This is a genomic window from Microbacterium meiriae, from assembly GCF_040686935.1.
Classification (GTDB): Bacteria; Actinomycetota; Actinomycetes; order Actinomycetales; family Microbacteriaceae; genus Microbacterium; species Microbacterium meiriae.
On sequence record NZ_JBFBMF010000001.1, the window covers coordinates 1,017,202 to 1,037,754 of the forward strand.

General features: G+C 71.0%; 24 protein-coding genes and 1 pseudogene. 15 read left to right on the forward strand and 10 right to left on the reverse strand.

What is annotated here, in order from left to right; all coding sequences use genetic code 11:
- Window positions 1–61: 61 nt before the first annotated feature.
- Window positions 62–1,063: an SDR family NAD(P)-dependent oxidoreductase gene (locus AB0P08_RS04860; RefSeq protein ID WP_363588451.1), complete on the forward strand. Its 1,002-nt coding sequence runs from the start codon at window positions 62–64 to the stop codon at window positions 1,061–1,063.
- Between the two features lie 62 nt (window positions 1,064–1,125).
- Here the strand turns inward: AB0P08_RS04860 and AB0P08_RS04865 are convergent, their stop codons facing one another.
- Together AB0P08_RS04865 and AB0P08_RS04870 are read right to left on the reverse strand one after the other, a co-directional pair.
- A complete protein-coding gene (locus AB0P08_RS04865) occupies window positions 1,126–1,458 on the reverse strand; it encodes a hypothetical protein (RefSeq protein WP_259951800.1) in 333 nt (110 codons plus the stop codon).
- A gap of 43 nt (window positions 1,459–1,501) precedes the next feature.
- The gene (locus AB0P08_RS04870; RefSeq protein ID WP_363588453.1) at window positions 1,502–2,371 is read right to left on the reverse strand and encodes an NmrA family NAD(P)-binding protein; all 870 of its coding nucleotides are present in this window, start codon (window positions 2,369–2,371) and stop codon (window positions 1,502–1,504) included.
- 82 nt (window positions 2,372–2,453) lie between these two features.
- Between AB0P08_RS04870 and AB0P08_RS04875 the strand changes: the two genes are divergently transcribed.
- Window positions 2,454–3,158, forward strand: a complete 705-nt coding sequence (locus tag AB0P08_RS04875; RefSeq protein WP_363588455.1) for a helix-turn-helix transcriptional regulator — start codon at window positions 2,454–2,456, stop codon at window positions 3,156–3,158.
- Between the two features lie 58 nt (window positions 3,159–3,216).
- On the forward strand, window positions 3,217–3,594 hold the full coding sequence (locus tag AB0P08_RS04880; RefSeq protein ID WP_363588457.1) for a VOC family protein: 378 nt from the start codon (window positions 3,217–3,219) through the stop codon (window positions 3,592–3,594).
- A 269-nt stretch (window positions 3,595–3,863) separates the two neighbouring features.
- Here the strand turns inward: AB0P08_RS04880 and AB0P08_RS04885 are convergent, their stop codons facing one another.
- From AB0P08_RS04885 to AB0P08_RS04900, 4 genes are all read right to left on the reverse strand, one after another.
- Complete coding sequence (locus AB0P08_RS04885; RefSeq protein WP_187662967.1) at window positions 3,864–4,028, reverse strand: hypothetical protein; 165 nt, start codon at window positions 4,026–4,028, stop codon at window positions 3,864–3,866.
- Window positions 4,029–4,183: 155 nt separating this feature from the next.
- Window positions 4,184–4,906: a 3-keto-5-aminohexanoate cleavage protein gene (locus AB0P08_RS04890; RefSeq protein ID WP_363588459.1), complete on the reverse strand. Its 723-nt coding sequence runs from the start codon at window positions 4,904–4,906 to the stop codon at window positions 4,184–4,186.
- A 7-nt stretch (window positions 4,907–4,913) separates the two neighbouring features.
- Window positions 4,914–5,141, reverse strand: coding sequence for a hypothetical protein (locus AB0P08_RS04895; RefSeq protein WP_187662965.1), 228 nt, complete (start codon window positions 5,139–5,141; stop codon window positions 4,914–4,916).
- Window positions 5,142–5,395: 254 nt separating this feature from the next.
- On the reverse strand, window positions 5,396–5,836 hold the full coding sequence (locus AB0P08_RS04900) for a VOC family protein (protein ID WP_363588461.1): 441 nt from the start codon (window positions 5,834–5,836) through the stop codon (window positions 5,396–5,398).
- A gap of 99 nt (window positions 5,837–5,935) precedes the next feature.
- Here AB0P08_RS04900 and AB0P08_RS04905 point away from each other — a divergent pair.
- The 5 genes and pseudogenes from AB0P08_RS04905 to AB0P08_RS04925 all read left to right on the forward strand — a co-directional run bounded on the left by AB0P08_RS04905 (window position 5,936) and on the right by AB0P08_RS04925 (window position 10,245).
- Window positions 5,936–6,886, forward strand: a pseudogene (locus AB0P08_RS04905) (helix-turn-helix transcriptional regulator).
- A gap of 138 nt (window positions 6,887–7,024) precedes the next feature.
- On the forward strand, window positions 7,025–7,288 hold the full coding sequence (locus AB0P08_RS04910; protein ID WP_025104103.1) for a type II toxin-antitoxin system Phd/YefM family antitoxin: 264 nt from the start codon (window positions 7,025–7,027) through the stop codon (window positions 7,286–7,288).
- Entirely contained in the window at window positions 7,285–7,665 is a 381-nt protein-coding gene (locus AB0P08_RS04915; RefSeq protein WP_363588464.1) for a PIN domain-containing protein, read from the forward strand. The genes AB0P08_RS04910 and AB0P08_RS04915 overlap by 4 nt, the downstream gene beginning before the upstream one ends.
- Before the next feature lie 109 nt (window positions 7,666–7,774).
- Window positions 7,775–10,102 carry a phosphoribosylformylglycinamidine synthase subunit PurL gene (gene purL / locus AB0P08_RS04920; RefSeq protein WP_363588466.1) on the forward strand — a complete coding sequence of 776 codons (2,328 nt, stop codon included), beginning with the start codon at window positions 7,775–7,777 and terminating at the stop codon, window positions 10,100–10,102.
- Complete coding sequence (locus AB0P08_RS04925; protein ID WP_187662960.1) at window positions 10,102–10,245, forward strand: hypothetical protein; 144 nt, start codon at window positions 10,102–10,104, stop codon at window positions 10,243–10,245. The genes purL and AB0P08_RS04925 overlap by 1 nt, the downstream gene beginning before the upstream one ends.
- A gap of 78 nt (window positions 10,246–10,323) precedes the next feature.
- Here the strand turns inward: AB0P08_RS04925 and AB0P08_RS04930 are convergent, their stop codons facing one another.
- Window positions 10,324–10,896: a TetR/AcrR family transcriptional regulator gene (locus AB0P08_RS04930; RefSeq protein WP_363588468.1), complete on the reverse strand. Its 573-nt coding sequence runs from the start codon at window positions 10,894–10,896 to the stop codon at window positions 10,324–10,326.
- Between the two features lie 68 nt (window positions 10,897–10,964).
- Here AB0P08_RS04930 and AB0P08_RS04935 point away from each other — a divergent pair, with 68 nt between their 5' ends.
- The 3 genes from AB0P08_RS04935 to AB0P08_RS04945 all read left to right on the forward strand — a co-directional run bounded on the left by AB0P08_RS04935 (window position 10,965) and on the right by AB0P08_RS04945 (window position 14,532).
- Window positions 10,965–13,499: an MMPL family transporter gene (locus tag AB0P08_RS04935; protein ID WP_363588470.1), complete on the forward strand. Its 2,535-nt coding sequence runs from the start codon at window positions 10,965–10,967 to the stop codon at window positions 13,497–13,499.
- Between the two features lie 229 nt (window positions 13,500–13,728).
- Window positions 13,729–14,073, forward strand: coding sequence for a TraR/DksA family transcriptional regulator (locus AB0P08_RS04940; RefSeq protein ID WP_363588472.1), 345 nt, complete (start codon window positions 13,729–13,731; stop codon window positions 14,071–14,073).
- 21 nt (window positions 14,074–14,094) lie between these two features.
- Window positions 14,095–14,532, forward strand: coding sequence for a VOC family protein (locus tag AB0P08_RS04945; RefSeq protein ID WP_363588474.1), 438 nt, complete (start codon window positions 14,095–14,097; stop codon window positions 14,530–14,532).
- A gap of 99 nt (window positions 14,533–14,631) precedes the next feature.
- On the opposite strand, the gene AB0P08_RS04950 is transcribed toward AB0P08_RS04945, so the two are convergent.
- Window positions 14,632–15,480: a Gfo/Idh/MocA family oxidoreductase gene (locus AB0P08_RS04950; RefSeq protein WP_363588476.1), complete on the reverse strand. Its 849-nt coding sequence runs from the start codon at window positions 15,478–15,480 to the stop codon at window positions 14,632–14,634.
- A 65-nt stretch (window positions 15,481–15,545) separates the two neighbouring features.
- Between AB0P08_RS04950 and AB0P08_RS04955 the strand changes: the two genes are divergently transcribed.
- Both AB0P08_RS04955 and AB0P08_RS04960 read left to right on the forward strand, forming a co-directional pair.
- Complete coding sequence (locus AB0P08_RS04955) at window positions 15,546–16,367, forward strand: hypothetical protein (protein ID WP_363588478.1); 822 nt, start codon at window positions 15,546–15,548, stop codon at window positions 16,365–16,367.
- A complete protein-coding gene (locus AB0P08_RS04960) occupies window positions 16,364–17,212 on the forward strand; it encodes an SMP-30/gluconolactonase/LRE family protein (protein WP_363588480.1) in 849 nt (282 codons plus the stop codon). Before AB0P08_RS04955 ends, AB0P08_RS04960 begins: the two co-directional genes overlap by 4 nt.
- Window positions 17,213–17,473: 261 nt before the next feature.
- On the opposite strand, the gene AB0P08_RS04965 is transcribed toward AB0P08_RS04960, so the two are convergent.
- Both AB0P08_RS04965 and AB0P08_RS04970 read right to left on the reverse strand, forming a co-directional pair.
- On the reverse strand, window positions 17,474–18,331 hold the full coding sequence (locus tag AB0P08_RS04965; protein WP_292795993.1) for a fumarylacetoacetate hydrolase family protein: 858 nt from the start codon (window positions 18,329–18,331) through the stop codon (window positions 17,474–17,476).
- Window positions 18,332–18,341: 10 nt separating this feature from the next.
- A complete protein-coding gene (locus AB0P08_RS04970) occupies window positions 18,342–19,316 on the reverse strand; it encodes a C-terminal binding protein (protein ID WP_363588482.1) in 975 nt (324 codons plus the stop codon).
- Between the two features lie 77 nt (window positions 19,317–19,393).
- Between AB0P08_RS04970 and AB0P08_RS04975 the strand changes: the two genes are divergently transcribed.
- Together AB0P08_RS04975 and AB0P08_RS04980 are read left to right on the forward strand one after the other, a co-directional pair.
- The gene (locus tag AB0P08_RS04975; protein WP_363588484.1) at window positions 19,394–20,143 is read left to right on the forward strand and encodes an SDR family NAD(P)-dependent oxidoreductase; all 750 of its coding nucleotides are present in this window, start codon (window positions 19,394–19,396) and stop codon (window positions 20,141–20,143) included.
- Window positions 20,136–20,486: a nuclear transport factor 2 family protein gene (locus AB0P08_RS04980; RefSeq protein WP_187662946.1), complete on the forward strand. Its 351-nt coding sequence runs from the start codon at window positions 20,136–20,138 to the stop codon at window positions 20,484–20,486. The genes AB0P08_RS04975 and AB0P08_RS04980 overlap by 8 nt, the downstream gene beginning before the upstream one ends.
- Window positions 20,487–20,553: the final 67 nt, after the last annotated feature.

A 20,553-nucleotide genomic window follows, 5' to 3' on the forward strand; every position in this document is an offset into this window, starting at 1 on the left:
GAGGCGTACACTGGAACATAAGTAGACGCACCGTTGCGAAACCCGAGCAAGGAGAAAGAGCATGGCCCTCACCGCACACTCCACCATCGGCGACTGGATGAACGACCCCACCGGCGGCCCGCTCATCCGGGGCCTCTTCGAGCAGACGGGCGCCGACCCCGAACTCCTCACCCCCGTGCTCGGACTCCCCCTGCAGCAGCTCGTCGCCATGAGCCAGGGCCAGCTCCCGCAGTCGGTCGTTGACGACCTCGTCCGTGCCGCGAACAACGGCGAGATCCCCGAAGACGATGCCTCCGAGGGCTGGACCGAGAAGGTCACGGCCGGCCGCTTCGCCGGCAAGACCGTGATCGTCACCGGGGCAGCCTCCGGCATCGGCAAGGCCACCGCCTCGCGCATCGCCCGCGAAGGCGGACGCGTGATCGCCAGCGACATCGCCGCAGAGAAGCTCGACGCTCTCAAGGCCGAGCTCTCGGATGCCGACATCGTCACGGTCGCGGGCGACCTCACGAAGCAGGACGCGATCGACGCCGTGCTCGCCGCCGCGGGCGACCGCATCGACGGGCTCGCGAACGTCGCCGGTATCAACGACGACTTCTCCCCTGCGGGCGAGACCCCGGATGCCGTGTGGGACCGCGTCATCGCGATCAACCTCACCGCGCCGTTCAAGCTCATGCGCGCGGTCATCCCCGTCATGGAGAAGGCCGGTCGCGGCGCGATCCTCAACGTGTCGAGCGAGGCGGGTCTGCGCGGCAACGCCTCGGGCAACGCCTACACGGCCAGCAAGCACGGCATCATCGGGGTCACCAAGTCCGCCGCTTTCATGTACGGGCCGAAGGGTATCCGCGTGAACTCCGTCGCCCCCGGCGGCGTCGCCACCGGCATCCCGATGCCGCCGAACATGTCCGAGTACGGCTCCGGCCGCCTCGCCCCGTTCCAGCAGGCCATCCCGACCGTCGCGACCGCCGAGCACCTGGCCGCGTCGATCACCTTCCTGCTCTCGGATGACGCCGTCAACATCAACGGCGCCATCCTCGCCTCCGACGGAGGCTGGTCCGTGCAGTAACGCGACTCCATGGAACCGACGCCCCCGCCGACCCGAACGGCGGGGGCGTTCTCCGTCCGGGGTCAGCGCCTCTGCGTGAGGACCGTGGTGGCGAGGGCGGTGGCGATGATGCCGAGCGCGCCCACGCCGAGGAGCACGAGACCCGCGGGCCAGACCTCTCGCGTGAAGACGTCGTAGCTGTCGTCGTACTCGACGATGTGCTCGACCGTCCCGACTCCCGTGAGACTGATGCCGACGATCAGGGCCACGACCGACACACCCCACGCGGCGATCCATCCGAAGCTGTTCACGGCCAGCCGTCGCCGCTCCGCGAGGTCGACCTCATCGGTCTCGGGCGCGGTCCCCGACCGCGCGTCGTCATCGGTCTCGTGCGTCACCTCGGATGTGGTCTCCATGGCCGCACCATATCGGACGGGACCGGCTCCGGCAGGATGCCGGTCACACCACTCCGACGAGCTCCTCGCGCGCCCACGCTTCGAGAGTCGTCGGCGTCGTCGAGAGGACGGACCGCGGCTGCTCCGCCACGAAGCCGTCGCGGAGTCCGGTCGACATCCCAAGCACGGCCTCGGCCATCGCCTCCGGCATCCCCGCAGCGCGGAGCCCCTGACGCATCTCCTCGTCGTCGATGCGCTGCACGGTCACCTCTCGCCCGAGTTCTCGCGTCAGGATCGCGGCGACCTCGGTCCAGCTCAGATCCGCGGGTCCGTGCACGGCCTGCACCCGCCGCCCCCTCCACTCCCCGTTCAGCAGCGTGAGGGCGGCGACCTCCGCGATGTCGCGCGGCGCCACCCACGGCATCCGGAAGTCCAGCGGCAGCACCGTGGCGAGCGTCCCTGCCCGCAGTGACTCGACATCGAGCAACAGGTTGGTGAAGAAGTAGCCGCAGCGCAGATGCGTCACGTCGATGTCGAGGGCGTCGAGCGCGACCTCCGTGGCGGCCAGGCCGTCGATCTCGCCGACGCCGTGCCGCTTCTCCGCCCCGACGCTGCTCTGGAACACCACCCGCCGGACGCGATTCGCCCGGACGGCCTGCACCAGGGCCTCGGTCGCACGCGCGTAGTCGGCGAGCGGCTCGTCGGAGAACGCCGACGGATCCACCCAGTACAGGGCATCGACGTCTCGTGTCGCGGCGACGACCTCCTCGGGATCCTGCGAGTCGGCCCGGGCGATGTCGACGTACGGGCGCAGGTCGGCAGCGATGCGATGGGGGTCCCTGGTGAGCAGTAGGGGGCGGACACCGGCGCGGATCAGCATCCAGGTGAGGCGGTGCCCGACGTGGCCGTTGGGGGTGGTGACAGCGATGCGCATGAGGGTCCTCTCGGTCGGTGTCGCTCCACGCTACGGGCGGATACGGCCTGATTCCGGCCGCATCTCGCGCGATGATGGAGCCGTGGACGCCCCCTCGCACCGCACCCTCCATCTGCTGTCTCTGCTGCAGACCGGAGGCGAGTGGAGCGTGCCCGACCTCGCCGCCCGCCTCGCGGTGAGTCCGCGGACGGTCCGCCGCGATGTGCAGCGCCTGCGCGACCTCGGCTACGACGTGCGCTCCCGCCCCGGTCCCGGCGCGGCCTACCGCCTGCGACCGGGGGCGCGCATTCCGCCGCTACTCCTGGACGCCGACGACGTCACCACGATCATCACCGGGTTGCTCGTCCTCGAAGCGTGGAGCCCGGAGGACCCGGCCGCCGCCGTCGCCCGCGGGAAGATCGAACAGGTCCTCCCGCCTGGCCTCCGGCGACGGGCCGCGGCGTCGGCGCTGTCCACGCAGATCCTGCGCGCGGAGCCAGTGCCCGCAGAGTGGGGTGCGGTCGGGACGCTGGCCGACGCGGTCGCTCAGGATGCTCGCGTCGCCTTCACCTATACCGACCAGCACCATCGCGCGTCGGAGCGGGTGATCGCGCCGCATCGCCATGTCCTCCGCAAAGGGCGGTGGTACGTGGTCGGCTTCGACATCGACCGCGACGACTGGCGGCTGTTCCGGCTCGACCGGATGCGGGAGGTGCGGGCGCTGCCGGGGGTGTTCGCGCCCCGGGAGTTCCCGTTCGCATCGGTCGAGGAGTGGCTCACGAGCGACTTCGGCCGATCCGGAAGCTGATCGCACGCGGCGGCGCAAGCCCCTCCGCGGACGCCTTCCCTCGCCGTACCCTCGCCGCATGTTGAAGATCGTGTCGATCGTGATCCGCGTGGACGACCTCCCGGCCCAGACCGCGTTCTGGACGGCCACCCTCGACTACGTCGAACGAGACCCCGCGGAGGACGACTGGGTCGTGCTCAGACCCCGCGACGCCGACGCACCGTGCATCGCGCTCGACGCGCACCACTCGGAGCGTGTGCTGCCGCCGCGCATCCACCTCGACATCTACGCCGAGGACCAGTCCGCAGAGGTGGAGCGCCTCGCCGGGCTCGGAGCACGGGAGGTGCACTGGGACGGCCGCCCCGACGACGCGGACTACATCATCATGGAAGACCCCGAGGGGAACCGCTTCTGCATCGTCGACCGTCCCGACTGGCGTGGGTGGAATGCCGCGTGAGTCCGGGGTGTTCGTGACGCCCGTTCGTGCGGTCTCCCGCGGGTGCAGAGTGCGAAGACGTTCCGGGGCGGGCGGTGTCGGGGCCGTTTCTGATTCCGTATCGGCACTGAATGGGATGCACCCTGCGCTCGCACCGGGGTCCCGGACGGGAACCCGTGCAGAGAAGGGCAGAAACGTGCCCGAGCCGGCGACGGGAGGAACGGTTCTGCGCCTGCACCGGGACTTCAGCGACGACGCATGAGGCCGTCGAAGTCGCTGGAGGCGAAGGGTCAGAGAGTATCCGGCGCGGTGGTGCGCTCGGCGGCAAGCGCGCGGCGATGCGCGGTCAGCGCCGCCCGGACCGCCGAGTAGATGATCAGCCACAGGAGCAGCAGCGCGAGAAGCGGGACGACCAGGTAGACGAGGAGGAAGAGGACGGAGGTACCGGCGAACATCGCTCCAGCGTAGGGGCGGTCGTGCTCCAGCGACGGTAGGTAGAGAGGATCGCCACCTCGTTGCGGTCAGAAGTGCAAGAACGCCCCGGATCCGGTGGCCCAAGGGACGTTTCTGCGCTCTCACGCGAAAGGAGGGACGCGGCGTGGGCGAGGGGCTAGGGGCGCGGGAGGCGGGCGCGGGCGGCGCGGACGAGGGCGGCATTGCTCGGAGCCTCGGAGCCGTCCGGGAGGAGGAGTGTGTCCTCCAGGCCGATCCGCGTGTCGAGGCCGAGCTCCGCGGCGAGGTCGAGGGCGGGCCAGGTCGACAGCTCCTCCCCGTGCAGCAGGATCGGCAGGTCGGGCTCCTCGCGAGCCACGTGCGCGATCAGCCCTTCAGCGTGCGAACGGACGACGTCGGCCGCCTCCGCCGGAAGCTCCACGAGCACGCGCAGGCAGTCGCCGCGGACCGGGGAGACCCGCCACGCCTCGAGTCCCGCCGCGTCCCAGATACCCGCCTCCACGCCGATGCCCCGTCGACCCAGCGCCACGGCCACTTCGTCGGCCCCGTCTTCGTGCCAGTTCACGGAAGCGTAGTCGGGGAGCTCCGTCCAGCCTCCGATGGCCTCGAGCCTTCGCGACACGTCGGGCTCGGCCCAGGCCCCGGTCGTCACGCCCACGGGCACTCCCGGCGCCGCGGCGCGGACGGCCCCGAGCCACCGCTGCACATCCTCGGGCGCGAGGGAGTCGCGGCCGGCGGCGTCCTTCGGGTGCACGTGGATCTCCGCAGCCCCGGCATCGACGGCCGCCGCGGCGTCTTGAGCGGCCACCGTCTCGTCGGCGCTCAGCCACGGGTGCTCCGCGACGTCTCTGGCGCCGTTCACACAGGCCTGCAGGATCATCCGCGCCTCACCACATGAGGTCGCGCGGGTGCGCTTCGTTCGGGGCCACGTCCTCCGACGGCCCCTCCTCCGTGCGGACGAAGTGCTGCACCTGGCGCGCGGTCGCCGCCCCGCGGCCGACCTTCACCGCCTCCTCCATCGACTCGAAGCTGCTGCCCAGCGTGTGCGACTCGCCCTGGATCCGGTTGAACCAGATGCCGTTGCGCGAGAACGTCTCGATGTCTCCTGCGGCCATGCCCTGCCTTTCGTCTCCCTCCTTTCTACGTGAGGCGACCGACAGCGAAGAGGCCCTTGACATGTCGTGTCGCGCGCCCGCGCCGACCCACCCCCCTCCGCGCATCCCGGCCCCCTGCGGACGGTCGCAAGGGGCCGGGTCGACCGCAAGAGGCCGGATCGACCACGCTCGTTGACCCACCCCGTTCGGTGCGTTCCGGCCCCTTGCGGACGACCGCAAGGGGCCGAGTCGAGCGCAAGGGGGTGGGTCGGCGATCAGGCGACGTCGAGGACCCAGGTCACGCCGAAGCGGTCGGTGAGCATGCCGAAGCCGGCCGACCACGCGGAAGCGGCGAGGGGCTCGATCACCGTCGCGCCGTCGGCGAGGGCTTCCCACACGGGCTGAAGCTCCGCGACGGACTCCGCCCGCAGCGACTGGAAGAAGGAGCGGTCAGTGATCGTCATCCCGTTCTCGCGGCGGGTGGCTCCCGAGGGCGCAGAGGTGTCGTCCGCACCCGGGATGTCGTACGCCATCAGCCGCACGGGTCCGTCGAGCTGCCCGAACACGACCTTGTCGAACCCGGGAACCCCCTCCGGCATCCCGAACTGCCCGTAGGTCGCCGCGGTCACCTCGCCGCCGAAGACCGACCCGTAGAAGTCGAGCGCCTCCCGAGCCGTGCCGCGGAAGTTGACGTGGGTGGTGGTCGTGAGAGTCACGATGTCCTCCGTGTCCCGGCCCGCCGATCGGGCCGTGTAACCCCACCCTCACAGCAGTAGAGGTCTGTTTCTGTCCGCTTCCTCGCACAGAATGGAGCCATGACCGCAAGCTCCTCGCGCATGCTCACGCTGCTGTCTCTGCTGCAGGCGACGCGGGACTGGCCGGGCGGAGAACTCGCCGACCGCCTCGGTGTCACACCCAGGACGGTGCGCCGCGACGTCGATCGGCTCCGCGCCCTCGGCTACCGCATCGGCTCGAGCAAGGGCCCCTACGGCGGCTACCGCCTCGAAGCGGGATCTGATATGCCGCCGCTGCTGTTCGACGACGATCAGGCCGTGGCGATCGCCGTGGCCCTGCAGAGTGCGAGCGCGACCGGGGTCGACGTCACCGAGGCCGCACAGCGTGCACTCGCGACCGTGCGCCAGGTGATGCCCTCACGCCTGCGACACCGGATCGACGGCATCCGCTTCACCGGAGCGCCCGCCGAGGTCCGCGTGGACCCGGCCGTGCTGGAGGCGGCGAGCGCGGCCGTGCGCGACCGACAGGTGCTCCGATTCGACTACGGCTCCGCGCGGGACCGCCCGCCACGGCGCACCGAGCCTCATGCCGTCGTGGCGCGCGAGGGCCACTGGTACCTGCTGGCCTGGGACCTGGACGCAGCCGATTGGCGCACGTATCGCCTCGATCGACTGCGGCCCCGGACGCCGACCGGACCCACCTTCACGCCGCGACCCCTGCCCGCCGCGGACGCCTAGACCTTCCTCGCCGCCCGTGCCAAGGGCTCGACGGCCGAGGACCGCTGGCCGTGCACGGGCGTGGTGGATATCGCCCTGCCGGCGCGGGATGTGGCGCCGTGGGTCGGAGACGGCGCCGTGGTGCCGCTGTCAGACGACTCGTGCCGAGTCACGGTCGGCTCCTGGTCGTGGACGGGTGTGCTCGCCGCGGTGGCCCGGTTCGACGCGCCGTTCACGGTGGTCGGGCCCGAGGCGCTGCGCGAGGCGGCGGGGGTGCTGGCGCAGCGGTTCGCAGCAGCGCACTCCTCCTCCTGACGCTGCCCTGCAGGGGAGTTATCCAGAGCCTTCGGGGAGATCCGTCCGTGCGGCCTGGCAATGTCGCCGAGCGATGGTTCACTGGACCCACGAATCCGAGAACTAGTAGTTCTACTACTTTGGATCTACCCTGAGGAGATGGGCACCGTGTCGAAGACCGAACTGAATCAGCAGACCGCGCGGGTGCTGGCGCGCGTCACCGCCGGCGAACACCTGACCGTGACAGACCGCGGGCGCCCGATCGCCGAGCTGTCGCCGCCCGCCGAGACGGCCTGGACGCGCATGATCGCCAACGGGCGGGTGACGCTGCCCCGCGCGAGCGGTCCGCTCCGCCGCGCCCCCGTGCCGGACTCGCTGTCCGTGACGGAGATCCTCGGCGAGCTTCGGGCCGACCGGTCGTGATCTACCTCGACACCTCAGCAGCCACGAAGGCACTCATCGAGGAAGAGGGGTCGGAAGCGGTCGTCCGCGCCTTCGCGGACGGCAGCGAGTTCGTCTCCTCGCGCCTCCTCGCCGTGGAGCTGCACGCGATCGCCGACCGCCGTTCCCTCGACCGCGCAGCCGTCGTCGACCTCCTCGACCGCGTCGCGCTCGTCTCCCTCGACGACGAGACGCTGACTGCGGCCATCCGGGCAGGCTCAGGGCTCCGCACTCTGGATGCTCTCCACCTCGCCGCCGCGCTCGAACTCGGCGACGTGGTCACTGCGCTCCTCACCTTCGACCGTGAGCTGGCGGCCGCCGCACGCGCACAGGGCCTGAGCCTCGCCGAGCTGCCATGACGCCGCCGCCTTCCCACCCCGACGCCGTGCGACAGCACGCACGAGAGAACGGCCCCGACCGCGCCGGTAGACTGAAGACGCCCCGCCGGCCCCTTCCTTTGGAGTGCGCGTGACCACCGCCCCTGCACCTTCCCCCCAGCACGTCCCCGACTCCGTCGAGAACGCGATCGCGACGCCCGAGAAGGAGCAGCCGTACGGCGCCCTCGGGCTCAAGGACGACGAGTACGCGCGCATCAAGGAGATCCTCGGCCGCCGCCCCACCTCGGGCGAGCTGGCGATGTACTCGGTGATGTGGTCGGAGCACTGCTCCTACAAGTCGAGCAAGAACTACCTGCGCCGCTTCGGCCAGAAGGTCTCCGACGAGATGAAGGAACGCCTGATGGTCGGCATGGGCCAGAACGCGGGCGTCGTCGACGTCGGCGAGGGCTGGGCCGTCACCTTCAAGGCCGAGTCGCACAACCACCCGTCGTTCATCGAGCCGTTCCAGGGTGCGGCCACCGGCGTCGGCGGCATCGTCCGCGACATCATCTCGATGGGGGCCCGCCCCGTCGCCGTCATGGACGCCCTGCGCTTCGGCGCGATCGACCACCCGGACACCGCCCGCGTCGTGCACGGCGTGACCAGCGGCATCAGCTTCTACGGCAACTGCCTCGGTCTTCCGAACATCGGCGGCGAAACGGTCTTCGATTCCGTCTACCAGGCGAACCCGCTCGTGAACGCCCTCGCGGTGGGCGTGCTGCGGCACGAAGACCTCAAGCTCGCGAACGCCACCGGCGTCGGCAACAAGGTCGTCCTGTTCGGCGCCCGCACGGGTGGCGACGGCATCGGCGGTGCGAGCATCCTGGCCTCCGACACGTTCGCCGACGGCGGCCCGACCAAGCGCCCCGCGGTGCAGGTGGGCGACCCGTTCGCCGAGAAGGTGCTCATCGAGTGCTGCCTCGAGCTGTACCGCGGCGAGCTCGTCGAGGCGATCCAGGATCTCGGCGCCGCCGGCATCTCCTGCGCGACCAGCGAGCTCGCGGCCAACGGCAACAGCGGCATGCACGTCTCGCTCGACAACGTGCTGCTGCGCGACCCCACGCTCACGGCCGAGGAGATCCTCATGTCGGAGTCGCAGGAGCGCATGATGGCCATCGTCGCCCCCGAGAAGCTCGACGCCTTCCTGGCCGTCGTGAACAAGTGGGAGGTCGAGACCTCCGTGCTCGGCGAGGTCACCGGCGACGGACGCCTCATCATCGACTGGCAGGGCGAGCGCATCGTCGACGTCGACCCCTCGACCGTCGCGGTCGACGGCCCCGTCTACGACCGCCCGGTCGCCTACCCGACGTGGATCGATGCACTGCAGGCCGACGCCGCCGAGAGCCTGCCGCGTACGAACGACGCGGAGACGCTGCGCGAGCAGTTCCTCGCCCTCGTCGCCTCCCCGAACCTCGCCGACACGAGCTGGATCACGAACCAGTACGACTACTACGTGCTCGGCAACACGGCCCTGAGCTTCCCCGACGACGCCGGCATGATCCGCGTGGACGAGGAGTCCGGCCTGGGCTTCTCCGTCGCGACCGACGCCAACGGCCGCTACTGCCAGCTCGACCCGTACGCGGGCGCGCAGCTCGCGCTCGCCGAGGCCTACCGCAACGTCGCCGTGACCGGTGCCGTGCCGACGGCCATCACCGACTGCCTCAACTTCGGCTCTCCCGAGAACCCCGAGGTCATGTGGCAGTTCGGGCAGACCGTCGACGGCCTCGCAGACGGCTGCTACGAGCTGGGCACCCCCGTCACCGGCGGCAACGTCTCGTTCTACAACCAGACCGGCGACGTGCCGATCCACCCGACCCCGCTCGTCGGCGTGCTGGGCATCATCGACGACGTCTCCCGCCGCATCCCGTCCGGCTGGCAGGACGAGGGGCAGAACATCTACCTGCTCGGCACCACGTCGACCGAGCTCTCCGGCTCCGCATGGGCCGAGGTCGTGCACCAGCACCTCGGCGGCCGCCCGCCGAAGGTCGACCTCGCGGGCGAGAAGCGCCTCGCCGGACTGCTCGCCGCGGCCCGTGACGAGTGGCTCATCTCCTCGGCGCACGACCTTTCCGAAGGCGGTCTCGCGCAGGCCCTGGCCGAGGGCGTCATGCGCTTCGGCGTCGGCGCCCGGGTCTGGCTCAACGAGATCATCGAGCGCGATGGCGTGGACGCCGCGACCGCCCTGTTCTCCGAGTCGACCGGCCGCGTGATCGTGACCGTTCCCCGCGAGGACGACGTGAAGTTCCGCGGGCTCTGCGAGGGCCGCGGCTACCCGGTCGCCCGCATCGGCGTCACGGACAGCGAGCCGCAGCTCGAGGTGCAGGACGTCTTCACCGTCTCGGCCGCCGAGCTCCGCGAGCGCTCGCAGGCCACGCTGCCGTCGTACTTCGGTCCGACCGTCACGGAGCCGGTGGCCTGATGAGCGGCGACGGCCTCAGCGAGGACTACGGCGACCTCGGCGAGAAGCGCAACCGGCGCATCCGCATCATCGCGTGGACCGTCATCGTGGCGCTGATCCTCGGTGGCGGCGGCGCGACCGTGCTCACCATCCTCCTCGGCTGACCTGGCCTTACGTCGCAGATTCGCACCCGGTTCGCAGGGATTCCAGGAACCCATGCGACCTCGTGCGGATCCGCGACCTCAGCGGGCGAAGAGGTAGCGGGCCAGGGCGACGACGGAACCCGGATCGTGGGCCTCGCGGCCGAGGGACTCCACGATGATAGCCCCGAGGATGGCGCGACCGAGCTGCTCGACCGGGGCGTCCTCCGGCAGCTGACCGTCGCGGATGCCCCCGCGGAGGCGCTCCGACAGGTACTTCTCCACCCCGAGGCTCTCCCCGAGGTGCGCGCCGACCGAGGCGTCCTCGGTCGCCGCGGCCACGAGCGACCGCAGCAGCACCCCGCCCTGGGGCTTCTCGAGGATGGAGAGTACGCTCCGCAGCCAGGTCTCCACGTCGGCGGAGAGGTCTCCGGTGTCGGGAACGACGAAGTCCACGGGGATGAGTCGCCCCTCGGCCAGGCACTCCCCGATGAGCGCGCCCCGCGACGGCCACCAGCGGTAGATGGTCTGCTTGCCGACCTTGGCCTCCTTGGCGATGCCCTCGATCGTGAGGCGGTCGTACCCCTGATTGTGGAAGAGCCGGGCCGTCGCGTCGAGGATCGCCTCGCGGGCCGCGGTGCTGCGCACGGGGCCGCTGCGATGCTCGTTCACCATGCGTTCAGGATAGCCACAGATCCCTAGACGAGACGTGCCGTATGCTCTTTTCGTCTGAAGGAGATCACGTGGCTTCACTGCTGTTCCGTCTGGGTTCTTTCGCTGCGCGCAAAGCATGGACGGTGATCGTCTCCTGGGTGCTCATCCTCGGGCTCGGCGTCGGCGCCTTCCTCACTTTCGGCGGCACGCTGAGCAACAGCTTCGACATCCCCGGCACCGCCTCCGGCGAGGTCACCGATCAGCTCGCCGACAAGCTGCCGGACACCGCCGGCGGCACCGGGACGGTCGTCTACCGGACGGACGACGGCGAGCCGTTCACCGACGAGCAGAAGCAGGCGATCTCCGACCTCGCCGCGAGCGCGGAGGACCTCGACGGCGTCGCCTCCGTCGTCGACCCGTTCGACGCCCAGCAGCAGCAGGATGAGCAGGCGAAGGAGCTGACAGACGGACAGGCCCAGCTCGACGACGGCCGCGCCCAGCTCGACGCCGGCCAGGCCCAGCTCGACGACGGCCGCGCCCAGCTCGAGACCGGGATCACCCAGCTCGAAGGAGCGCGGGCTCAGGCCAACGCCGCCGGTGCACCGCCCGAGCAGACCGCCGCGCTCGACGCGCAGCTCGCGGAGCTGAACGCCCAGCTCGCGCAGCTCGAGGCCCAGCAGGCCACCATCGACGCGAACCGCGACGAGCTCGCCGACAGTGCGGAGCAGCTGGAGCTCGGAACGACCCTCCTCGACCTCTCGGACGGCATCGGCGTCGTCTCGGAGGACGGCTCCACGGCGATCGTCAACGTCTCCTTCGTCGACCCGCGCCTGGAGCTCGCCGAAGAGACCAAGCAGAGCACCATCGCCCACTTCCAGGACGAGGAGATCGACGGCGTCACGGTCGACTTCGGCACCGACATCGCCCAGGGCGTGCCGGAGATCTTCGGCGTCGGCGAAGCCATCGGTCTCGCGTTCGCCGCGGTCGTGCTCATCGTCATGCTCGGTTCGCTGATCGGTGCGGCCCTTCCGATCGTCACGGCTGTGGTCGGCGTCGGCGTGGGCGTCACGGCCTCCCTCGCGTTCTCCGGCGTCGTCGACATGGCCTCGGTCACTCCCGTCCTCGGCGTGATGCTGGGGCTCGCGGTCGGCATCGACTACTCCCTCTTCATCGTGAACCGGCACCGCAAGCAGCTGCTGGCCGGATCGCCCGTGCGCGAGTCCATCGGTCTGGCCACCGGCACCTCCGGGACCGCGGTGGTGTTCGCGGGGACCACGGTCATCGTCGCGCTGCTCGCCCTCAACGTGACGGGCGTGCCGTTCCTCGGCCTCATGGGCACGGTGGGCGCGGTCTGCGTCGCCGTCGCCGTGCTCGTGGCCGTGACCCTCGCCCCGGCGATCCTCGGTCTCGTCGGCACCCGCCTGCTCGGTCGCAAAGCGCGGGCGACCATCGGCCAGGCGCACGCGGCCGGGAAGCCCGTGCGCCGGATGTCGACGCTGCGCGCGGTCGTCACCGCCCTCGTCAGCGTCGTCGCGCTGCTCGTGATCGCGATCCCCGCGACGTCGATGCGCCTCGGCCTCCCGGACGGGTCGAGCGAGCCCGCCGACTCCACCAGCTACCGCGCGTTCCAGACCGTCGACGAGCAGTTCGGCGAGGGCGCGAACGGGCCGCTCCTGGTGACCGCGACCCTCGACGACGCCGTGAGCGACGACGACCTGCTGGCCACCCAGGTGACCGTGGCCGAGAAGATCGCGGAGCAGGACGACGTGGTCGCGGTCGCTCCCATCGCGACGTCGGACGACAACACGCTCCTCGCCTTCCAGGTGCTTCCTGCCGAGGGCCCGAACAGCGCCTCCACCGAGAAACTGGTGCAGGATCTGCGAGGTCTCCCCGAGATCGACGGCGGCATCACCCTCGGCGTCGCCGGGCAGGCTGCCACGAACATCGACATCTCCGAGGCCCTGGCGAACGTGCTCCCGCTGTACCTCGTGGTCGTCGTGGGCCTGTCGCTGCTCATCATGATCGTCGTGTTCCGCTCGCTGCTCGTGCCGCTCATCGCCACGGGAGGGTTCGTGCTGTCGCTGTTCGCGACGTACGGGCTCATCGTCGCGGTGTTCCAGTGGGGATGGGGCGCCGACCTCATCGGGTTGCACAGCACCGGTCCGATCCTGAGCTTCCTGCCGGTGATCCTCGTCGGCATCCTGTTCGGGTTGGCGATGGACTACCAGCTCTTCCTCGCGTCGGGGATGCGCGAGGCCTATGTGCACGGTGCCTCCGCGCGCGATGCCGTGGCGCAGGGGTTCCGGGCCGGGCGCTCGGTGGTCATCGCGGCCGCGCTCATCATGGTGTCGGTGTTCGGCGGGTTCGTGTTCTCGGAGTCGACCATCATCCGGTCCATCGGGTTCGGCCTCGCGTTCGGCGTGCTGCTCGACGCGTTTGTCGTGCGGATGCTGCTGATGCCCGCGCTCATGCACCTGCTCGGACGCTCGGCCTGGTGGCTGCCGAAGTGGCTCGACCGCATCATCCCGAACGTCGACATGGAGGGCGCGGCGCTGGAGCGGGATCACCCCAGCGTGCACACCGACTCCGTGCCCACCGTGGAGGCTCCGCGCACCCGCGGCTGAATCGCGGTCGCGCGCGGGTTCAGGCGTACGCGCGGGTTCAGGCACCTGTCACCAGGGTCGCCTGATGCCGCGCGGGCGCCTGGTCCTGCGCGAGCGTTCGCGGGTGCAGGCGTTCGGGAGAGGACAGGCAGGCGCGGGAGTTCAGGCACTTGCTGCCGGTGTCGCCTGAATCCGCGCGGACGCCTGGGCCCGCGACGACGTGAGTGTCGGCAGGCCTAGAGTGGGGCGCATGGATCTGCGTGCGCTGTTGGAAGAGCGTCGCGCCGAGGCCGCGGCTCGCGTCACGGCGACGGCGGCCACCCTCGCCGAGCTCATGCACGATCGCGAGGGCTCGAACGACGATGACGAGCACGACCCGGAGGGGGTGACGCTCTCGTCGGAGTGGTCCCGACTGTCGGGGCTGGCCGAGGCGGCGCAGGCGGAGCTCCGCCAGGTGGACGAGGCGCTGATGCGGATGGACGCCGGAACCTACGGCATCTGCGCGCACTGCGGGCGGCCCATCCCGCAGGAGCGCCTGGAGGTGCGCCCGTTCGCGGAGTACTGCGTCGCCTGCGCCGAGAAGCTCGGTCGCTGACGGCGGAGTAGCATCGCGGTCATGGCCATCGCCTTCGAGAACATCGGGATCGCCGTGCGCGACCTCGACGCCACCATCGCCTTCTTCACCGATCTGGGTCTGTCCGTGGTCGGACGGGACGAGGTCAGCGGCGAGTGGGCGTCCACCGCGGTCGGGCTCGACGGGAACCACGCGCGGATCGCCGTGCTGCAGACCCCGGACGGGCACGGGCAGATCGAGCTGTTCGAGTACATCCACCCCGAGGCGATCGAGACGGAGCCGACGAAGCCGAACGAGATCGGCATGCACCGGATCGCCTTCTCCGTCGACGACATCGACGCCTCCCTCGCCATCGCCGCCCGGCACGGATTCCATCCCCTGCGGGGCGTCGCGAACTACCGGGACATCTACCGGCTCACCTACCTCCGCGGCCCCAGCGGGATCATCCTCATGCTCGCGCAAGACCTCACGAAGGCCTGAGCCCGACCCCGGGCACGGCTTCGGAGACCGCAGGCGACACGCCGCCGCACGGGACCTGTTTACGGCGCGCCGGGTGCGATCTCCGAAGCTGTGCCCGGATCAGCGGGAGGCGAGGGCCTCGGCGATCTGGTCGAGCACGGCGATCGGGGCGCGCATCTCGGACGCGGGGACCGGCGGCTCACCGGTCTCGAGCATCCGGGCGAAGGCACGGACGCCGGGCTGCACATACCCGGGGCCGATCGGGATCTCCCGGCTGGCGATGCCCCGTCGGCCGACGACGGTCGCCCGGAACGGCACCTGGCGATCGCCGTCCGGCCGCACGAACTCCAGCGTGACGGGCACCCCGCCGACCCGGTAGCGGGCGACGACACCCGCGGGCAGGAACCGCACCTCGACGTCCTCCGCGATGCCGTGCCGCAGAACCTGGGCGAGATCGGCGATGTGGATGCCGTAGAAGAAGATGCCGCTGTACGGGCTGTCCGGATCGGCAGGCCCCGTGACGGTGACCGCCTGGACCTCCCCGATGCGACCCGCCTCCGCCACGAGCTCCGCGGTGTCGGCGAGCCAGCGGAGCGTGGACGACGAGGTGACGGGCGCCCGCCCACCCTGCGCGGCGGCCAGGATCGCGTCGGCATCGGCGACCGCTGCTGCGAGCGGCTTGTCGACCCAGACCGGCACCCCGGCTTCCAGGAAGGGGACGGCGAGGGCGCGATGATCGGCACCGTCGCGGGCGGTCACGATGAGCGCGTCCACCGTGCCGAGGAGCGCGCCCGCCTCGTCGACGACGCGTTCGATGCCCCCGAGCGCGGCCAGTTCCCGCGTGCGCTCCGGCTCCCCTGCCACGAGGGCCGTGATCCGCACGGGCACGTCCGGGGCCTCGACGTTGAGGAAGCGGACGATCTCCGTGGCGTGGCTGTTCTCGATCCCGACGATGCCGACGCTCTTCATGCGGCCGCCCTCCCTCTCGTGCGGGCCCCCGGCGACCCGCCGTCGCGCAGTAGGCTGAACCCATCATGGACGAGTTCATCCGGGGCTTCTGGAACTTCGCGGGTGACTACTGGTGGCTCGTCTTCCCGATCATGGGCATGGCCGGCGGGGTCGCCAAGGCCTGGGAGCGCGGCTCCAAACGTCGGCACGAGCGCCGGCTGGAGGCCCTGCGCATGAAGGCGCAGCTGAAGACGGCCGAGATCGAGGCGCGCGCGGCCGGATGGCAGGCGAAGCGCCAGGGTCCTACCGTGGTCGACACGACCGCGTCGGTGGCGCCCGACGACCTGCTCGCCCGCCTCTTCGCCGAGCATGACGAGATCACCGCGCGCTGGCTCGACTACGAGCTCGACGTCGCCAAGCTGATCGCCTTCCCCGCGATGAGCGACGGCCGCCAGCCGCTGACGGCCGCCTTCCTCCGCGCGAAGAAGACCGCGGACGCGCTGCGTCCGGCCTCCGCCGACGCGACGCTCTCGGAGCAGCAGATCGCGGAGTACCTGCAGGCCGTCGGCGACTACGCCGTCGCGTTCGAGATCGCGGAGAAGGACGCCCGTCGGCTGCGCGACTCGACGTTCACCGAGGCCGAGCGCAAGCGCCTCGACCGTGCGCAGCAGCTCCTCAAGGTCGCCGTGGACGAGTCGGCGACGCAGTCCGAGCGGAACATCGCGTACAAGCGGGTGCGCGAGGAGCTCGACGGCCTCATCCTGCTCTCCGACGAGGCCGTGACCGTGCTCGAGAAGCAGGTCGCGAAGGAGCTTCCGTCCGCCCGTGCCACAGCGTCGGATCATGCGGATGCCGTTCCGCAGCCGCTGCCCGTGACCGACCCGCGGCGGACGGCGGAGGGCGCATGACTCCCGAGAACGTGACCGGCCCGGTCGCCGTCCACGCCGAAGCCCCGGTCTGGTGGCCCGGGTGGGGCGGGCTGCGCTGGGTCGACGGAGACGCGGGCGACCTGCTCACCCTCCGCGGCGACGACATCGTCCGCCAGCACGTCGACGACGAGTACCTGGCGTTCTTCCGTCCGCGGACGTCCGGGGGCTTCGTGGCGGTGGGCGCGCGTACCCTGTACCTCGCCGACGGCCCCGACGCGGAGGCCCGTCCCGTCGCGACCCTGCTCGACGACGGCGCGGTGCGCATGAACGACGGCTGCTGCGACCCGCGAGGGCGACTCCTGGCCGGATCGATGTCCACGGACTCCACCGAAGGTGCAGGGACCGTGCTGCGCATCGACGCTGCGCTCGACGTGACCACGGTGCTCCCCCGCGTGACCTCGTCCAACGGGGTCAGCTACTCCCCGGACGGCCGCCGCGTCTACTACGTGGACACCGACACCGGCCGGATCGACGTGTTCGACGTGACCGAGGGCGACCTCCGCGGGCGCCGGGTGTTCGCGCACATCCCCGAGGACGACGGCGTGCCCGACGGCCTCACGGTCGCCGCGGACGGCAGCGTCTGGGTCGCGCTGTGGGGCGGGAGCCGCGTGCGGGGGTTCGAGCCGTCCGGGGCCGTGCGCGAGGACATCGTGCTGCCGGTGCCCCAGGTCAGTGCGTGCACGTTCGGCGGCGACGACCTCGGCACGCTCTTCATCACGACCTCCGCGCAGGGCCTGCCGTCCGATCACGGCACTGCCGCGGGGTCGGTGTTCGCGGTACGTCCCGGGGTGCACGGCCTCCCGGTCCTTCCCTTCGCCGGCTGACCCGCGCGCGGGGTCAGGCGCTCGCGCGGCATCAGGCACCTTTCGCCTCCAGCCGCCTGAGCCCGCGCGGATGCCTGAGTACACGTGGATGCCTGAGCCGCCGGGCGCTCGCGGAACAGGCTGTCGCGCGAAAGCAGGCACCTTTCCCCTCCACCGGCCTGAACCCGCGCGGGTGCCTGAGCCCGCGCGGGCATCCGGGAGAGGCCTCTACCCGGGACACGGTTGCACTCAGCGAAAGGAACCGTGCCCCGGGCACAGGCCTCACCCGAGCCGGACCCGCTCCGTGCGCTGGTGCTGACGGCCGAGCCGCTCGATCTCGATGGTCATCTCGTCGCCGTCCTGCAGATAGGGGAAGCGCCCGGACAGCGCGACGCCCTGCGGAGTGCCGGTGTTGATGACGTCCCCGGGTTCGAGCACGAGGTAGTGGCTGAGCTCGTGCACCAGCTGCAGCACGGGGAAGATCATGTCGGCGGTGGAGGAGTCCTGCCGCGGCTCGCCGTTCACGAAGGACCGCAGGCGCAGCGCCTGGGGGTCGACCTCGTCCGCGGGCACCAGCACGGGGCCGAGGGGGTTGAACGTCTCGGAGCACTTCCCCTTCGACCACTGTCCGCCGGAGACCTCGAGCTGATACGCCCGCTCGGACACGTCGTTCGAGATGGTGTAGCCGGCGATCACGTCGCGCGCGGCCTCGACGGAGGGCAGATACCGAGCCGTGCGGCCGATGACGACCGCGAGCTCGACCTCCCAGTCGACCTTCTCGGCGCCCGGCGGCAGGAGCACGACGTCGTCCGGGCCCACGACCGTGTTCGGGTGCTTGAAGAACACCACCGGGTGCGCGGGCGGCTCGGCGCCGGACTCCGCCGCGTGCGCCGCGTAGTTCTGTCCGATGCAGATCACGGCGGTCGGCCGCGCCACAGGGGCGCCGACGCGCAGTCCCGTCGTCTCCGCTTGCGGCAGCGAGCCATCCGCGAGCGCCGCCCGCACGCGGGCGATGCCGTCCGCGGCGAGGAAGGCGCCGTCGATGTCGCGGGTCAGGGATCCGAGATCGCGCACCACGCCCTCGTCATCGCGGACGTAGGGGCGCTCGTGGCCGATCTCGCCGAGTCGCAGCAGTTCCATGAGGGTCCTCTCAGCGCGCGGCGGCGAAGCTCGGGTTGACGATGGGTACGGCCTCGCCAGCGAGCGAGCGGATCACGTTCTCGGCGGCGTGCACGGGAAGATCCGCCAGGGCCTCCGGGGAGTACCAGGCGGCGTGCGGCGTGAGGAGCACGGTGTCGAGCGCCCGCAGCGGGGAGGTCGCGGGGAGGGGCTCCTCCGCGAAGACGTCGAGGGCGGCACCGGCGAGCCGCCCGTCGCGGAGCGCCGCGGCCAGGGCGTCCTCGTCGATGAGCGGGCCGCGGCAGGTGTTCACGATCACGGCGTCGCGCTTCATGGTCGCCAGGGCCGCGGCGTCGATGAGGTGGCGGGTCTCGTCCGTCAGCGGCACGTGCAGCGTGAGGATGTCGGCGCGGGCGATCGCCGAGGGGATGTCGACGGGCTCGCAGCCCGCGTCGCGCACGGCGTCGTCGGAAGCGTAGGGGTCGGCGACGAGCACGCGGAAGCCGAGCGCCCGGCACCCGCGGGCGACGATCGATCCGATGCGCCCGAACCCGAGCACGGACACAGTGGTGGAGGACGGCCGCACGGCGAGTGGCCGAGCGTCGACGGCCTTCCAGACGCCGTCGCGTACGGCCCGGTCGTAGGCGGAGAGGCCGCGGGCCTGGGTCATGATCATCGCGACGGTGTGCGCGGCGACCTCTTCGATGCAGTAGCTCGGCGTGTTCGCGACGGCGATGCCGCGTGCCGTGGCGGCCTCGACGTCGATCATGTCGTAGCCGATGCCGACCCGGCTGATGAAACGGAGGTTCGGCAGGCGGTCCATCAGGGGGCCGTCGATGCGCGCCCACTGCACGACCAGCGCCTCGGCGTCGACTCCGGCGGCGGCGATGTCGTCCGGGCTCCCGGAGGCGGCCCGTTCGGCACGGAGGCCGGCGGCGCGGAGGGTGTCTTCGATGACGATTCCCGGGAGGTCGCAGTCGGTGACGAGGATGAGCGGCGCGGTCATGGATGCGATGCTATAGCATCTAGCAAGCTTGCGTACAGCCGCTGTCGCGAGACCGCTTCTTGCTATAGCGTTTAGGCATGACTGTTCGCCGCGCACTCGTCACGGGCGCCAGTTCCGGCATCGGAACCGCCGCCGCCCTCGAACTCGCCCGCGAGGGCGTCGCCCTCTGGATCACCTACGCCGGACGCGAGGCCGAAGCCGTCCGCGTGGCGGAGGAGTGCCGCGCGGCGGGCTCCCCGGACGTCCACGTGTCGCGCCTCGACCTCCGCGAACCGGACTCCATCACCGCGCTCATCGCCGAGATCACGGACGCCTGGGGCGACCTGCACGTCCTCGTCAACAACGGCGGCGTGTGCCCGTACACCCCGTACCCCGAGATCGACATCGAGGAGTGGGACTTCGTCCTGGAGACGAACGCCCGCGGGACCTTCCTGCTCACCCGCGCGGCGCTCCCCCTGCTCCGGGCTGCCGACGGCGACCGCTCGGTCATCAACATCGCCTCGATCGCCGGCCAGGTCGGCGCACTGCAGACGGGCATCCACTACGCGGCCAGCAAGGGGGCGATCCTCGCGATCACCCGCAGCTTCGCCCGGCACCTCGCCGCCGAGGGCATCCGCGTCAACGCCGTCACCCCCGGACCGGTCGCCAGCGCGATCACGGATCAGCTCCAGGGTGAAGGCCGCGCGAAGCTCGAGTCGGGCATCCCCCTCGGCGCCTTCGGTCAGCCGGAGGACGTCGCCTGGATCATCGCCTCGCTCGCCTCGGAGCGTGCCCGCTTCATCACCGGAGCCACCTACGACGTCAACGGAGGAGTTCGCATTGACTGACCGCACCACCCTCGACCGTTCCGCCCTCGACACCGTGCAGGCGCAGCTGGACGCCTTCAACGCGCACGACCTCGACGCCTTCGTCGCGACATATGCCGACGATGCCGTGGTCACCGGGGTCGCGCCGGAACCCCTCGTCGGCTCGGCCGCGATCCGTGCCTTCTACGAGCCGCGGCTGCAGAACCCGGAGCTCTCCTGCGTGATCGACACGAGCGTCCTGTTCGGCTCGCGCTGGGTCGTCGCGCAGGAGCAGGTCATCAACGCCGGCGTCGCCACGGAGACCATCGCGACCTTCGACGTGGTCGACGGCGTGATCTCCCGGGCGTCGATGCTCAAGGCCTGACCCGCTTCGAATCGCCCGATCGGCTGTATTTCCGGCCGAAATGGGACCATTCAGGCGATTCGAAAGG